Source organism: Pseudomonas sp. PSKL.D1, assembly GCF_028898945.1.
GTDB lineage: Bacteria > Pseudomonadota > Gammaproteobacteria > Pseudomonadales > Pseudomonadaceae > Aquipseudomonas.
On the sequence record NZ_CP118607.1, the window covers coordinates 2504732 to 2519910 of the forward strand.

At 62.7% G+C, this 15179-nt stretch carries 15 protein-coding genes; 9 read left to right on the forward strand and 6 right to left on the reverse strand.

What is annotated here, in order from left to right:
* The first annotated feature begins 33 nt into the window (after window positions 1–33).
* The gene (locus tag PVV54_RS11185; protein ID WP_274909989.1) at window positions 34–1023 is read left to right on the forward strand and encodes a LysR family transcriptional regulator; all 990 of its coding nucleotides are present in this window, start codon (window positions 34–36) and stop codon (window positions 1021–1023) included.
* A 236-nt stretch (window positions 1024–1259) separates the two neighbouring features.
* Here the strand turns inward: PVV54_RS11185 and PVV54_RS11190 are convergent, their stop codons facing one another.
* From PVV54_RS11190 to PVV54_RS11215, 6 genes are all read right to left on the reverse strand, one after another.
* Window positions 1260–2111 carry a hypothetical protein gene (locus PVV54_RS11190; RefSeq protein ID WP_274909990.1) on the reverse strand — a complete coding sequence of 284 codons (852 nt, stop codon included), beginning with the start codon at window positions 2109–2111 and terminating at the stop codon, window positions 1260–1262.
* 320 nt (window positions 2112–2431) lie between these two features.
* Window positions 2432–2938: a hypothetical protein gene (locus PVV54_RS11195; RefSeq protein WP_274909991.1), complete on the reverse strand. Its 507-nt coding sequence runs from the start codon at window positions 2936–2938 to the stop codon at window positions 2432–2434.
* Between the two features lie 391 nt (window positions 2939–3329).
* Complete coding sequence (locus tag PVV54_RS11200) at window positions 3330–3953, reverse strand: TetR/AcrR family transcriptional regulator (protein ID WP_274910424.1); 624 nt, start codon at window positions 3951–3953, stop codon at window positions 3330–3332.
* Between the two features lie 76 nt (window positions 3954–4029).
* Complete coding sequence (locus tag PVV54_RS11205) at window positions 4030–4944, reverse strand: LysR family transcriptional regulator (protein ID WP_274909992.1); 915 nt, start codon at window positions 4942–4944, stop codon at window positions 4030–4032.
* A 72-nt stretch (window positions 4945–5016) separates the two neighbouring features.
* Entirely contained in the window at window positions 5017–6378 is a 1362-nt protein-coding gene (locus tag PVV54_RS11210; RefSeq protein ID WP_274909993.1) for an FAD-dependent oxidoreductase, read from the reverse strand.
* Between the two features lie 18 nt (window positions 6379–6396).
* Window positions 6397–7452: a Rieske 2Fe-2S domain-containing protein gene (locus tag PVV54_RS11215; RefSeq protein ID WP_274909994.1), complete on the reverse strand. Its 1056-nt coding sequence runs from the start codon at window positions 7450–7452 to the stop codon at window positions 6397–6399.
* A gap of 189 nt (window positions 7453–7641) precedes the next feature.
* Here PVV54_RS11215 and PVV54_RS11220 point away from each other — a divergent pair, with 189 nt between their 5' ends.
* The 8 genes from PVV54_RS11220 (at window position 7642) to PVV54_RS11255 (ending at window position 15141) form a co-directional block, all read left to right on the forward strand.
* Window positions 7642–8109, forward strand: coding sequence for an Lrp/AsnC family transcriptional regulator (locus PVV54_RS11220; protein ID WP_274909995.1), 468 nt, complete (start codon window positions 7642–7644; stop codon window positions 8107–8109).
* Between the two features lie 414 nt (window positions 8110–8523).
* Entirely contained in the window at window positions 8524–9930 is a 1407-nt protein-coding gene (locus tag PVV54_RS11225) for an APC family permease (RefSeq protein ID WP_274909996.1), read from the forward strand.
* Between the two features lie 49 nt (window positions 9931–9979).
* The gene (locus PVV54_RS11230) at window positions 9980–10819 is read left to right on the forward strand and encodes a polysaccharide deacetylase family protein (RefSeq protein WP_274909997.1); all 840 of its coding nucleotides are present in this window, start codon (window positions 9980–9982) and stop codon (window positions 10817–10819) included.
* Complete coding sequence (locus PVV54_RS11235; RefSeq protein WP_274909998.1) at window positions 10816–11868, forward strand: C45 family autoproteolytic acyltransferase/hydolase; 1053 nt, start codon at window positions 10816–10818, stop codon at window positions 11866–11868. Before PVV54_RS11230 ends, PVV54_RS11235 begins: the two co-directional genes overlap by 4 nt.
* Window positions 11869–11885: 17 nt before the next feature.
* Complete coding sequence (locus PVV54_RS11240; protein ID WP_274909999.1) at window positions 11886–12302, forward strand: VOC family protein; 417 nt, start codon at window positions 11886–11888, stop codon at window positions 12300–12302.
* A 15-nt stretch (window positions 12303–12317) separates the two neighbouring features.
* Window positions 12318–13124 (forward strand): SDR family NAD(P)-dependent oxidoreductase, encoded by an 807-nt coding sequence (locus PVV54_RS11245; protein ID WP_274910000.1) that lies wholly within the window; start codon window positions 12318–12320, stop codon window positions 13122–13124.
* A 29-nt stretch (window positions 13125–13153) separates the two neighbouring features.
* Window positions 13154–14185, forward strand: a complete 1032-nt coding sequence (locus tag PVV54_RS11250; protein WP_274910001.1) for a Rieske 2Fe-2S domain-containing protein — start codon at window positions 13154–13156, stop codon at window positions 14183–14185.
* Window positions 14182–15141, forward strand: a complete 960-nt coding sequence (locus PVV54_RS11255) for a PDR/VanB family oxidoreductase (protein ID WP_274910002.1) — start codon at window positions 14182–14184, stop codon at window positions 15139–15141. Before PVV54_RS11250 ends, PVV54_RS11255 begins: the two co-directional genes overlap by 4 nt.
* The last annotated feature ends 38 nt before the right edge of the window (window positions 15142–15179 follow it).

A 15179-nucleotide genomic window follows, 5' to 3' on the forward strand; every position in this document is an offset into this window, starting at 1 on the left:
GTCGTATTAGCAGCGCTACTAATAAGGCCCCTGATGAACCCGCCGACTTCAAGAACTGATGCATTGGTCAACAAATGGGAAGGGCGGCGTTTTCTTAACGATCGCCTGGACTGGAACCTGCTGCGCACCTACCTGGCCATCGGCCAGGAAGGCAGCATCAGCCGCGCGGCGGCCAGGTTGCATGTGACCCAGTCGGCGGTCAGCCAAGCGCTGCGCAGGCTGGAAGAGCAGCTGGGTTGTGCGCTGATCTTGCGCGGTGGCCCGCGCTTTGACCTGACGGCGGCGGGGGAAGAAGTGCTGCGCATTGCCACCGACATCTACGGCGATGTGTCGCGCATCAGCACGGCAGTGGAGCAGCAAAGCGACGGTGTGGCCGGCAAGGTACGGCTGCTCAGCATCAGCCGGGTGCAGTCGGTGCTGTATGACGAATTTCTCGCCGACTTCCACGAGGCCCACCCCCGCGTGGAGCTGGAAATCGAAGTGCTGCGCAGCGCCGACATCATCAGCTCGCTGCTGCAAAAAACCGCCACCGCCGGGCTTGGCCTGTGTCGCATCCCCCAGCCCAAGCTGGAACAGCGCCAATTGCTGCGCCAGCGTTACGCGTTTTACTGCGGTGCCCGCCATCGGCTCTTCGGGCGTACCGATGTGACCTTGGAAACATTGCGTGGTGAGCACTTTGTGAGCTTTGTCAGCGACCAGTTGGGGGGCAACCTGTCACCGCTGGCGATGTTCCGCGACCAGCACGGGTTTACCGGGCGTATCGTCGCCTCGTCTTCCAGCTTCGAGGAAATCCACCGCCTGGTGTGCGCAGGCTTTGGGGTAGGGTGCCTGCCCGAGCACCTGCTGCGCGAAGATGTGGAAAAAGGCCTGCTGTGGCGGCTGCCGCCGGACGAGGGCATTGTCGATGTGAACTTGCATTTGCTGTGGAACCGCGAGCAAAAAATGACGGTGGCCGAGACGGTGTTTCTGGAGAGCTTCCAGCATCGGCTGGCGACGGCTGACGGCGGTGAAGTGCACGGTTGAGTATCAGACTTGAGCGCGTGGAGGCTCAGTCATTGGCAGCCCGTAAAGTCGGGTGCCACTTCGACCGTTTCTTGGCGGGTTTCGCCTTGCCTGACCTTCGTCTCACTACTTTTTTACGCAGGTCTTGAGTGTGCTTTTTCAGCATTAACCGAGTTACAAAAAACTACCCAAGAGCGCCAGTGCTTTGGTGTGGTTGCTGCGCTCTTGGGGGTTTCTAAAGTGTCGAATAATAAAGGCTACCTAAAAAAGCAGCCGAAATTGTCGAACTGCGCAGGGCTTCCAGTTTGTCCAACTTTGCGGTCCAGGCGCAATCGGTTAATTAAGCGATCTAAGCTTGTGTAGGAGAATTTATCTACAATGCCTGTGGCGAATCTCTTTGTGATGGAGTCTACTAATGTATTGTTGTCGTAAAGCTGGAGTATGTACTCGCGATTTTGATGTTCGTAGACATCAAATTCAATGGTATTGCCATGGCGCTTGAAGTTGAAGTTCAGCACACCAATTTGATGGTAAATCCAAGGGGCAGCCAATGGGAAAGGGGGTATCGGGGCGTAGACTCTCGTGATGTGAGTGTCAGAGACAGACTCCGCCACCAGCGTAAGTGCTGGGCATACGACGGTTTGGCCGCTAAGGATAGCTTGATCTGGAATGGTTTCAAACGTCTCAGTTATAGGGATATTGGAAGCTACCGTTATTAAAATTTCGTTGGAGCGTTGCCATTGGCCATTTATTTCTACCTCGTAGTGCCACGGTAGCTGCCCTGTTCCGTCGACTCGCCAAAGCAGTAGGGCGGAAACAGGAATGGGAAGTGCCTCGTCGGGTTTGGAAACATCCACCGCGTCGGTAACAAAGGTGCCGATCACACCTTGAACGCGCTCTCCAAGCTTCAATCCTGCAGCTGCAGGCACCAAGATAGTTACGCCTGTATCGGGATTGGTAATTACACCACTTCCGTTTGCGCCGATTACCGTCGGCGAGGGTAGAATACGCTCGGTCTTGCTGACCCGGAAAATCAATGGGCTGGATCGGACAGGAGCAGTACTGCGTTCGTTGCCTTGGGTGTGCATGAAGCTGGTTGAGTTTGTCATATATGATCCCGCTTGTAGCTGTGCAACACAGTTTGATGGTGTCGGTCTCATGGCGACACGGTTAAAATGTCAGGTGCCTGGGCCGGCCACGCAACTCTGGCACCTGATACGGATTGATACAGCGTTGAAGCATCACTCTGAGTACTCATGTACAACACGTAAAACGAGCCCGACTCCGACCGATACTCGGCGCTTTTTGCCTCGCCTGCTATATGTTCCAAGATTGTGTTGCAGATCCGTTAATATAATTCCCGTGCGCGGGTCGATAGAAACCTTAATCAAGCTCCTTTCGATTTCGCTACGCGTGTAGTGTGTTGGCCTTAAACGATATAGCAACTGAAGTTGTCCAGCTGCGCAGGACCCCCTGATACTCCAATTTTACGCTCCAGGCGCAGCCTGTTGATCAAGCGGTCGCTGACGGTATGGATAAATTTATCCGGTTTGCCAGGGACGAATTGTCTAGGGATGGAGATTACCAAATCATCGTCTTCATACAGGTGGAGTATGTAGTCGCGGCGATGTTGTCTTTCGCAGACATCAAATTCTATAGTATTGCCAACGTGTTTGAATGTGAAATCCAGCACGCCAACCTGGTGGTAAATCCAAGGGGCAGCCAAAGGTTCAGGAGGGATTGGCGCGTAAATTCTAGTGATGTAGGTGTCAGAGACTTCTTCAGCGAGCAGCGTCAAAGTTGGACAATCTACAGTTTCACCGGTTTTGACGGCGCGATCCTCAATGGATTCGAAGGTTTCTATTTGCTTCTGGGCTGGTGCGGGCTTATTCATGGGAGAATTCTCTGATGTTTGTGGGTCATCGTCACGCAGCATCTGACTGCGCCGAGGCTGGGAGAAACAGCACGGTGCGGACTTAGTGAACCGGATTTTGCAGCGCCAGGAAACTAGCAAAAATGACAGTTTTAGCTCGGCATAAAAATGGCTAAGGTGGGGAAACTGCTTTGACAAAGCACGATTTTTGCCGGGGCTTCAATTGCTTGCTTGAAGTCTCGCCCGGGAGGGGCGCTACTAAACTTCAACTTTCGAGAGCGCCCATTGGGTCTGGCGGGATACCGTACAGCGCCCGGACCTGGGCATACGATAGTTTGCCCCTTGGCCTGAATGCGCGCAAAGCAGGTTGACAGTGTGAGGCTGGATGCCTCTGGTTACTGTTCTTGGGTCAGTTTGTGCCGCCAGGGCCTGCGAACTGTCGCAACATTCCGGTTTACTCCGGTGCCAGGCCATTGAGCAGCAGTTGCAGCGACGAAGCCGCGGCCGCCCGGTAGTCAAACGGCTGGCCCCACAGTTCGGGCGCCTGAGGCCCAAGGCTGATGCACGACTGGGCAATCGCCCACACCGATGGCAGCACGTGTTCCGGGTTCACCGGTGCCAGTTTGCCGCTGCCGATCCAGCGCCGGACGCATGCCGTGTTGTCATGGGCCAGTTTGGCCAGGCGCTCGAGAAAATCGCCCGGGATGCGTTTGCCACCCGCCTTCATCTCGAGCAGCAGTACTTTGGAGGCAAAAGGCTGCCCCTCGAACAGCGAAATCATCGATGTGACCGTGCGGCCCAATGCTTCCAGGGGCTCGTCATCGTGCCTGAAGGGGGTGCAGGCCTGCAGGTAACTGGGGGCGATGTTTTCCAGTACCTTGGCGTAGATGTTGGCCTTGGACTTGAAGTAATACAGCACGTTGGACCTGGGCAGGCTGGCCAGGGAGGCGATGGCCGAGAGCTTGGTGGCGGCGTAACCCTGCTGGGCGAATGCCTCGCTGGCGGCATTGAGGATAAGGCTGCGAACGGGTTCGGCAACGGTAGCCCCTGGTGTTTCTCGCGGTAGCTCGAACGGCATGATGTACACGGCAAGGGTTCCTGGCGGCAAATGAGTATCGCAATATACAAAAATATATAGCGAAAATCAGTCGCTGTCAGGCAATCGCTTGTGCGGCCGCTTGCACCAGGCCACGCAGCCAGCGTGAAGCGTGAGAGCGATGCGCACGCGCATGCCAGAGTTGGTAATAGCGCAACGGCTCGGCCAGCACCGGGAATGGCTCGATCCGCACAGGCAGAAGCTCGGCGTAATGCCTGGCGAACGCCCGCGTGGTGGTGAATACCAGGTCGGACCTGACCAGCGCATAGGGTGCCAGGCAAAAGTAGGGCAATGTGGTGGTCACGTTGCGGTGCAGGCCGCTTCTGGCCAGTTCCGTGCCTATCGTGCCGTGGCCGGCGGTAGGGTGGGTCAGCACATCAAGGTGATGGGCATGGGTATAGGCGTCCCGGGTCAGGGCGCCACGGGGTATCGGGTGCCCGTTGCGCACCAGGCAGACCAGGTCGTCGTCGCACAATGGCTGCAGGTGCAAGTGCTGCTCGGGGCTGCGCCAGTTGCCAATCACCAGGTCCAGCGCGCCTTCTTCCAGCCCTTTGGAATAGCCACCGTCGGCCTGCAGGTGGGCCAGCTCCAGGGTTGCGAGGGGCGCCTGGGCCTGGAACCGCTCAATGATGGCGGGCACGAAGAACACGCTCAGGTAATCCGGCGTGCAAATACGAAAATGCTGGCGTGTGGTGGCGGGGTTGAAGCAGTCGACCGGGTGCAGCACCTGTTCGATTCCGCACAGCGCTTGCGCCACGGGTTCTATCAAGCTTTGGCCATGGCTGGTCAACACCATGCGGCTGCCGCTGCGCACCAGCAGCGGGTCGCCGGTTAATGCTCGCAAGCGGCGCAAGGCCACACTGACTGCGGGCTGGCTTTGCCCCAGGCGTTCGGCGGTGCGCGAAACGCTGCATTCGGTTAGCAGCAGATGCAGCGTGCGCAGCAGGTGGGTATCGAAGTTGGGCGTGGGCACAGCAGCCTCGTATTGGTTTCGCTATATAGAAAACAATATATCGATTGCTGATGCCCACGGCGACAACTCCCTTTATCGCCAGGCCGGCAGCGCCTCCAACAGTTCGGCCTTTTCCCGGGTTGCCGCGCCCATCAGTACAAAGCCCCGTACCTGCTGTTGAGCGTCATGGTAAAGGGCGCGGACATTGGCCATGCCTTGCTTGCCGCTGCCCAGCATTTCAGTCGACCACAGGCCCTGATCATCCAGGGGTGATGCCACCACGGTCGGCAAGACGCTGGTCTTGATGGTGACGGGCATGGCGGGGTAGCTGACCGGGGTAGGGTCGCCAGCCAGGGTGCGGGCCAACGCGCGTGCCTGAATCATGATTGGCATCACATAGGGCAACACCAAACCATGCACCTGTGCGCAGTCGCCCAAGGCGTAGACGTTGCTCGCGCTGGTGCGCAGGCACGCATCGGTGACAATGCCAGCGGCGACCGCCAAGCCCGCATTGCGCGCCAGTTCCACCCGCGGCTGCAGGCCGATGGCGCTGAGCACGTAGTCCACCTGCAACGCGCGGCCATCATTCAGCTGCAGGCGCAGGCCAAGCGGGTCGCGATCGATGGCCACCGGGCCATTGCCCAGTTCCAGGTGCACGCCGAGGGAGGCCAGCGCGTCCGCCATGGCTGTGCCGGCCTGGGCCGGCAGCAGGCGGCTCAGTGGCCAGGTGGCGCGGTCGATGACCGACACGGCATGGCCTGCGTGGCTCAGGTCATTGGCAAACTCGCAGCCAATCAGGCCGCCGCCAAGAATCGCAATTCGGCTGGCCTGGCCGATTTGCCGGCGAAAGCTGCGGTAGTCCTGCAGGTCGTTCACGGTGACCACCGCGTCAGCGCCATCGCCTGGCAGGTCAGGGCGCCGCGAGTCGGCGCCCAGGGCCAGCACCAGGGCGCGATAGGGTTGTGGCCGGCCATTGATGGTGATGCAGTGCGCCCCGATGTCGATGTGCTCCGCCGCGGCGTGTGTCAGCACGGTTGCTTGCAGTTGCAACGCCATCTGTTCGGCGTTGCAGGTCACCAACTGCTCCGGCTGGCGTGCGCTCTGATAGGCGTTGGACAGCGCAGGCTTGGAATAGAACTCGCCGCCATCGCGGGTCACGATCAGGATCGGTGTGACGGTATCGAGTTTGCGCAGCTCCCGCGCCACGGTGTAGCCGGCCAGGCCCGAGCCGACGATGACGATCGGCTCCGGCGCTGCCGGGGCAGCCAACTGTTGCGCCTCTGCCGTCAACGGCAACCGCACCATTTCGAAGTCGGCCTTGCCCACGCCGCACTCCGGGCAGTACCAGTCCTGTGGCACATCCTCCCAACGGGTGCCGGCGGCGATGCCGTCCTCCGGCCTTCCCAAGGCTTCGTCGTAAAAGAAGCCGCACACAAGGCATTCCCATTTGTACATGTTCCAGACTCCCGTCGGTCAGCGGGTGAAGGCGCGGCCAAGGCCCAACGCGCCAAGGGCGCGGCGGTAGGCGGTGGAGGAGCGGTCGGCGGGGATATGGATCTCCAGCGACAAGTCCAGCGGGAGGTCTTCCGGGCGGCACAACTCCACAATGTCGCGGTCCTCCTCGAACACTTGCTGGTTGAACGCGTAGACGTCCTCCAGCGGCATGTGTTTGTCGAAGTTGCGGGTAATGGCGCAGAACATGCGGGTTTTGCGTGCCGAGATCGGGCTGGCGGCGTTGAGGATCACCAGGCGATGCCCGGGTTGCGGGAAGTTGACGGCCAGGCGCGCAGTGAACGGTGCGAACACATCGAAGGTACGCAACCACTGAAAGCCGGGCGGTGCGCGGTGTTGCAACTGCTTGGGGAAGTTGCTGACGTCACTCACATACTCGGCGTGCATGCCGTAGGCGGTCAGCTCGGCCTTGTAGGTCGGCACCACCGGGTTGTCTCGCTCGGCAAAGGCTTCGTGATGAATCCAGGCAAAGTGAGCCACGTCGATAAACCCTTCAACCTGGCGCCCGGCCGAGGCGGCAATGTCGAGGGAGGGCGGCAGGATGCGCTGATAACTGTCATCGTGCCAGGACGGCATCTCGGGGAAAGGTGCCTCATGGCCCGCCATCAGCACCCAGATCAGGCCAAATTCTTCGCGGGCGGTATACATCTGGATGCGGTGGCGCTCGGTGAGGTTGGCGTTGGGCTCTGACGGGATACGCGTGCAACGGCCGTCGGTGCCGAAGTGCAGGCCGTGGTAAGGGCAGATGATGTTTTCCCCCTGCACCCAGCCTTTGCTCAGTGGCGCACCGCGGTGGCTGCAGATGTCGCGGGCGGCATTGAGCGTGCCACCGGTGCGGTAGAGCACGATGGGTTCATCGAGCAGGGTGACGGCGTAGGGTTTGCCGCCGACATCGGCGCTGAACGCGACCGGGTGCCACTGGCGGGTGAGGATGTCGCGGTCGTGTTCGGTAAACGAGCTGCTGCGGGTAATGGGGTTCCAGGTCGGGGGCTGGCAGGCTGTCGCGGTCGTGTGCATGGCACTTCTCCTTGTCATGAATGGCATCTCAGGCAAGGCCGATGCTAGGGAAGTGCTGCCCAGGCGCCCATGGCAGGGCGAACATGTTGGGTATATGCGCAGGCGCATGGTGTGCCTGAGCGCTGCCCAGGCGCGGAAATCTGCTAGCCTGTGCCCCGCCACCCCGACCTACCCATGGAAGCGCTGAACATGTCCATCTCAACCCTCGACGCCCTGGACTACGAAATCGTCCGTGAACTGCAGGAGGACGGGCGCCGTGCTTTCCGTGAAGTCGCCCGCAACCTGTCGGTGCCTGAAGCCACCATTCGCACCCGGGTCAAGCGCCTGCAGGACCAGGGCATTCTGCAGATCCTGGCGTTCACCAACCCGTCCAAGCTCGGCCACGCCAAGCTGGCGCTGTTGTTCGTCAACGTGGCGCCGCAGGACCATGACCGGGTGGCTGATACCCTGAGCCGCTGGAGCGAGGTGAGTTACCTGTCCACCACCATGGGCACGGCGGACATTTGCGTGCAGGTGCTGTGCCGCGATGACGAGAGCTTGTGGAATTTGCAGCAGAAGGTGCGCAGCCTGCCGGGGATTCGCGATGTGCGCACGCTGCAGGAAGTGAAGGTGCACAAGATCCGCTTCACCTTGCCGCCGGGGGCATCTGAGGACTGAGATTTGGTTTGAGCGTTGTAGTAGGTGCATGGATTGCGCGCAGCATTGGGGTGTATGCCTTGAGGTGTTTGTCGCCTGGGAGATCGAGCGCCGCCCGCGCGGCGCTCGATCTCCCAGGCGACAAACACCTCAAGGCGTACACCCACCTGCGCATTGCGCAAATCCATGCCCCATTCCTGAACTCGCCTACACATATTCTCCCCATCCAAAAACGCTGTAAGCCCCTTCCCAGAGCCTCGTGTGCCCCCGTGCACGCTTGTGGTTCATTGCGCCCTCGTAAATCGCATTGCGCATAAATAATCTTTTTATATTGCGCAATGCGTAGTCATGTGAAATAAAAATATACACATGCGCAAAATCATGACGTAGGATTTGCTCATCGGAACCCACAAAAAAAACCACAGGGGCGATACGATGCATCAGGCAACCACAGGCACCGCGCCAGGCGCACAACTGGTCAAATCCATCCGCTGGTGGGACGGGGTAGCCATTACCCTGAGCCTGCCTGCCGCACTCTTCGTCGGCCTTGGCTATTCAATCGGCGCCATCGGTGCCTGGGCCGCCATGGCTCTGTGGGCGCTGATCGCCGCCGTGGCCGTGCTGCACAACTGGCTGTATTCGGAAATGGGCGCGATGTTCGCCGACAAGTCCGGCGGCATCGCCCTGTATGCCAACGAAGCCTGGGCCCGGCGCATGCCAAGCCTGGGCCCGTTGGCCACCTACGCCTACTGGTTCGCCTGGGCCACCGCGCCGGCCATCTGGGGGCTGGCGGTGGCGCAAATCCTCTCGGAGCAGTTCTGGCCCAACGTTACCGCCCACTATGACCTGGGCCCGCTGCAGCTTGGCCTGCCGCAGGCAATTGCCCTGGGTGTAGCGGTGTTCAGCTGGGCCCTGAGCATGGTCCAGCTGCGTTTCACCATGGTCATTCTTACCGTCGCCGGTGTGCTGTTGATGATCCCGGTGCTGGTGTTCGGCACCAGCTTCTTGACCAGCCCGGTGTGGACCACCGCCAGCTTCACCTGGCACACCGGTGCAGGCATGGCCGGCCTGCGCACCGTGCTGGCGTGGCTGTTCATCATGGCCTGGTCGGCCTATGCGGTGGAGGCGGCGGCATCCTTCATCCCTGAGTTTCGCGACACGGTCAGCGACACCCGCAAGGCCCTGCGCATTGCCGCGCTGATCCTGCTGCTGGTGTTCACCCTGGCACCGCTGGGCCTGGCGGGTTTGCTGGGTGAGCAGGTGATGGCCGAGCGGCCTTACGGCTTCCTGCAAGCGGCGGCCGAGGTGTTGCTGGGCGGCGGCGCCAGCGTGATAACCCTGGTGTTGATCGCCGGCATTCTGGTGCTGTCGGTGATGGGCACGGCGGATGCGGGCCGCGCCCTGTACCAGAGCGCCCGCGATGGCCTGACCGTGCGCCAGTTCGGCGAGCTCAACCGCGCCGGGGTGCCCGCCCGCGCCGTGACCGTGCAGCTGCTGATCAACGTGGCGCTGGTGCTGATGGTGGGTAACCCGCTGGCGGTGATCGTGGCCGGCAACATCGGCTACATCCTGGCCCATTGCCTGGCGGTTGCCGGTTATGTGGTGCTGCGCCTTGACCGCCCCGAGCTGGCACGGCCAATCCGCCTGGCGCGTGGTTGGGTGTGGGTGGCCATGGCTCTGGCGGTGTTCGACGGCCTGATTCTGCTGGTGGGCATGACCAGCGCATCAATCACCGGCTACGGCGGCCTCAAGGAGGTGCTGATCGCGGTCGCGGTGCTGGCCATCTCCCAAGCGTTGTACCGCCTGCGCCGCTTGCAGGACAGCAAGGCCATCGCCTGCTGAAGCAACCCCCAAAAAACTCGCTGACAACCCCCGTAGAGGAGTGCGCCTGATGCGTGCTGACGAACACGGCCGCCTGTGCTGGCCGAAAAAAAGCCCCGTGGCTGTTTCCCTGACCTTCGATGTGGATGCCGAAGCCGGCCTGCTGGGCGACAGCCCAACCTTTGCCCGGCGCCTGACCAGTCTGTCGGAAGGGCGCTTCGGCGTGACCCGTGGCGTGCCGCGCATTCTGGACCTGCTGCGCCGGCATCAGCTGGCCGCTACCTTCTTTGTGCCGGGTTACACCGCCGAACAACACCCGCACCTGGTGGAATTGCTGCTCAAGGACGGCCACGAAATCGGCCACCACGGCCACATGCACCTGCGCAGCGACAAGGTCAGCGCCGCGCAGCAGGCCGAGGAAATGGAGCAGGGCCTGGCTGCCCTGGCCAAGGCCGGGGCGCCGAAGCCTGCGGGTTATCGCTCGTCGTCCTGGGAACTGACCCCGGAAACCTTCGAGCTGGTGCTGGCCAACGGTTTTGCCTACGACTCCAGCTGCATGGGTGACGACCGCCCATACCTCGAACACTTCAACGGCGCCTCGATCCTTGAACTGCCGGTGCACTGGTCGCTGGACGACTGGCCGATGTTCGGTTGGAGCATCGACAACGGCGGCAATGCCACCGCGCCGCGCGTGCTGTTCGACACCTGGCTGGCCGAGTACGAATCGGCGCGCCGCGATGGCCGCCACACCAGTTTCACCATGCACCCGGAGGTGATTGGCCGCGCGGCGCGCTTCGAGCAGCTTGAACGGCTGGTGGAGCGCATGGTCAGCGACGGCGATGTGTGGTTTGCCCGGCTTGATGAAGTGGCCGCCCACGTCACCCCACAACTGGGGCAGGTGCAGCCATGAACATTGTCTTTCGCTCCAGCCAGACACAACCCAGGCTCCGTGGCCGGGAGTTCGGCGAAACCTTTGCCGGCAAAGTACGCGGCACGGTGCAGGCCTATGAAGCGTTGTTCGGCCGCGTCGCCCAGGCACCGTTCGACCTGCAGGCCATGGGAACCCGTTGCCTTGAGCAGGTGGCCGCGTTCGCGCCGCCCTTGCATGAAGAAATGCTCGGCATCGCCGAAGGCGCCGGCCTTGAACCTGCGCTGATCGGGGCGATCAATGCCCGCACCGAAGTCCTTGCCGTGCTGGGTGCACGCCTGCGCGGGGAGTGTTCGACGGTGGTCCAGGTGAACCCCTGGGGCGCGCCGGTCACCGCGCAAACCTGGGACTGGTACGCCGAATTCGCCGAACAGTGGCTCACCTGGGAGATCCCCCACGCTGACGGGCGCCTGACCACCACCGTTACCGAATACGGCATCGTCGGCAAGCCCGGGGTCAACAACCGTGGGCTGGGGGTGCACTTCAACATCCTTCACCACGCCCACGATGGAGCGGGCATCGGCCTGCCGGTGCATGTGCTGTCGCGCTGGTTGCTCGACAGTTGCAGCGATATCAACCAGGCCCTGCAACTGTGCCAGCGGGCGCCGGTGTCGGCCTCCAGTTCCCTGACCCTGATCGGCGCCGCCGAGCAGGCCAGTTGCGCGGTGGCGGTGGAAATCCACCCTGGCGGCCCAGGCCTGGTGTTCCCGGCACTGGATGGCCTTTTGGTACACACCAACCACTTCCTGTCCAGCCCGGCCCGGGACTTTGACACCGAACCGGGCAGCTTCCCCGACACCCTGGTGCGTTACGACCAGTTGCTGCGCCGCCTCGGCAACCGCCCAGGCCTCAGCGCGCATGACTTGCTCAAGGCCTTGAACAGCCACCTGGGCACCACCGGCGCCCTGTGCTGCCACCCGGACCCTGCTGCCCCGGCAAACGGCCAGTACGCCACCCTCGCCAGCATCACCCTCGACGTCGCCAACGGCACGCTGCGCGCGCTGCCGGGTGGCCCGTGCCGTCATCTTTAAACCAAGGAAACCCCGCCATGCTCCAACTCAAACGCCTCGACAACATGGACATCCTCACCAACGACGTGCAGCGCCTGGTGGACTTCTACCACGGCACGCTCGGCCTGGGCTTTTTCCTGCCTTATGTGGCCGAAGAGCGCTGGGCGGCCATCGAAATGGGCAATGTCACCCTGTACCTGTTCCACACCACCAACACAACGCCCGTCGAGCGCCGCAGCGCCGTGAACCTGGAAGACAAGCCGGGCTTCGATTCCTTTGCCTTCGAGGTGGAAAGCCTGGACGAAGCCATCGCTTACCTGGACGGCAAGGTGCAGTGGGTAACCCCCGCACCGATCGAATGGCAGCACCCCAACGGCACCCACTACCGCTACCGGCCGATGTTCGACCCGGACGGCAACATGCTTTACGTCACCGAACCCCACAAAACCGTCTGAGCCAGGAGCCCATCCATGAACCAACCTGTTTCTGCGCGCCAGGCCCCGGCCTCGGTGCTGGCCCTGGCCCCTGAAGCCCGCGCCCTGAACGGCCGTGTGGCGCTGGTTACCGGTGCCGGGCGCGGTGCTGGCCGTGCCCATGCGCGGCTATTGGCAAGGCGCGGCGCCGCCGTGGCGGTGGTGGACATCGATGAAGACGTGGCCCGCGCCACCGCCGCCGAAATAGCCGAGGAGGGCGGCCGTGCGGTCGCCCTGGCCTGCGACATCACCGACCGCGTGCTGGCCGAACGCTGCGTGGCGCAAGCCGCTGCTCAACTGGGCGGCCTCGACATCCTGGTGCACAACGCCGGGCTGATCTACTCGATGACTTGCCTGGAAGCCACCGACGACGCCAACTTCGACCGCCTGCTGGCGATCAACGTCAACGCCCCGCTGTACCTCACCCGCGCCGCGCTGCCGCTGCTGCGGCGCAGCCAGGCACCCCGGGTGATCTTCATCAACTCCCAGTGGGGCCAGGTGCCGGATGGCCATTCCTACGGCTACATGGTCAGCAAAGCCGCGCAGTTGGGGCTGATGAAGACCCTGGCCAAGGAATTTGTCGGGGAGGGCATTCTGGTGAATGCCATCACCCCGGGGGCGATCCTTACGCGCATGGTGCCCGAGGAATACATCGCCGCCGAACAGGCTGCCATCCCGCTTGGCCGCCTGGTGCACCCGGAAGAAATCGCCGCCGTGGTCGCCTTTCTCGCTTCGGACGAAGCCGCGTTCATCACTGGCCAGGCCATCCCCGTCAACGGCGGGGCGCTGGTGGTCGGCATCTGACAACAAGAACAACCTGTGAGGACACCCCCATGACGACTCAAGCAACCCAACGCCAGCGCGCTGAACAGGCCATGCGCCACCAGTGGTTCCCGGTGGCCCGCTCGGCCGACCTCGCCACCCCGCAGTCGGCCACCTTGCTGGGCGAAAAACTGGTGGTCTGGCGTACGGCCTCTGGCCAGGCCGTGGTGCAGGCGGCGCGCTGCCCGCACCGCGGCGCCGACCTGTCGCTCGGTGAAGTGCACGGCGAAAACATCGGCTGCCCCTACCACGGCTGGCGCTTTGCTGCCCAAGGCGGGCAGTGCAGCCATGTGCCGTCGTTGGAAGATCAGTGCAAGATCCCCAAAAACGCCTCCGTGCATACCTATGCCTGCCAGGAACGGTACGGGCATGTGTGGACCGCTCTGGAAGAGCCCCTGTTCCCGTTGTACGACCTGGCCGAATGGCGCGAACTTGACCTTGAGTGGCTGGCCGCCGAACCGTTGGATTCACCCACCGGCGTGGCGGTGGCGGTGGAGAACTTCGGCGACGTGGCGCATTTTTCCTACATCCACCGCGGCATGATGGGCCACGTCAACCCGGTAGTCGAACCGCTGAACGTGCGTCGCGAAGGGTTGGACATCTGGATGGACCGCCCCCTGCAAGCCTGTGAAGGCGAGTGGGCCAACGACGGCGACTGCATGATGAACTACCACATCGTCGCCCCGGGCCTGGTGGCCATCACCTACGACTACGAACGCCTGGGCAAGCGCGTGGTGGCGGGCTTCCCGTGCCCGGTGGCATATGACCATGTGAAGATCTTCTGGGGCGTCGCCAACGACCGCGCCTACACCGGCGGTGACCTGCAGGAGTGCCTGCGTGTGGAGGAACTGTTGTACCTCGAAGACCTGCCGGTGGCCGCCACCATTACCCCGGCGGAAATCGACTGGGATGCCAAGGTGGTCGAACATTCGGTGCCGTCGGACCTGTACACCTTGAACTACCGCCGCGCCTTCCGCGAGTTCATCGAACGCGGTCAGCATGTGCCGGTGAGGCTGGTCGATGAACCGAGGGCGATGCCTTGAGCGCCCAGGGTGAAACGCTGCCGGTTGTCATCAGCGGCATGCGTATCGAAGCACAAGGCGTGATGTCGCTGGAGTTGCGTGCTGCCGATGGCGGCGCGTTGCCCGCCTGGGCGCCGGGGGCGCACATCGACCTGCTGCTGCCGTCGGGCCTGGTGCGCCAGTACTCGCTGTGCGGCGACCCGGCGCAGCGCCACGTGATGCGCATCGCGGTGCTGCTGGAGGCCGAAGGGCGCGGCGGCTCACGCGAGGTGCACGGCGCCCTGCGCCTCGGCCAGGCGCTGGCGATCCGCGGCCCGCGCAATGCATTCCCGCTGCAGGGCGGCGGAGCATACCTGTTCGTGGCCGGCGGGATTGGCGTCACGCCGATACTGGCGATGGTGCGCGAGGCCCAGCGCACAGGGGCCGACTGGCAGATGCTGTACGGCGGCCGTTCACGGCGTTCGATGGCCTTTATCGACGAGCTTCAGGCACTGGGCGGCGGGCGCGTCGAGGTGTTGCCCGCCGACGAGGTGGGCCTGCTGGACCTGGACGCCGTGGTGGCTGGCGCACGGGCCGGTCGCGACGTTTACAGCTGCGGCCCGTCGGCGCTGCTGGATGCTTTGACGGCCCGCTTCAGCGAGGCGGGCCTGCAGCAACGCCTGCACCTGGAACGCTTCGCCCCCGCACCGGCGCCGGCCGCCGAGGCCGGGGAAGGCCTGACGGTGATCCTGGCCCGCAGCGGGACGCAAGTGCGGGTGCCAGCGGGCTGCTCGATCATGGCGGCGTTGCGCGCGGCGGGGCATGAAGTGGCATCGTCCTGCGAGCAGGGCGTGTGTGGCATGTGCGAAACTCGGGTGCTTGATGGCGTACCCGACCATCGCGACCTGCTGCTTAGCGAGGGCGAACGGGCGCAGGGGCGGGTGATGATGCTATGCGTGTCCCGGGCGCTGACCCCAACGTTGACCCTCGACCTGTAGGAGCGGATTTATCCGCGATAAGGCCCGCCCCGTCACTA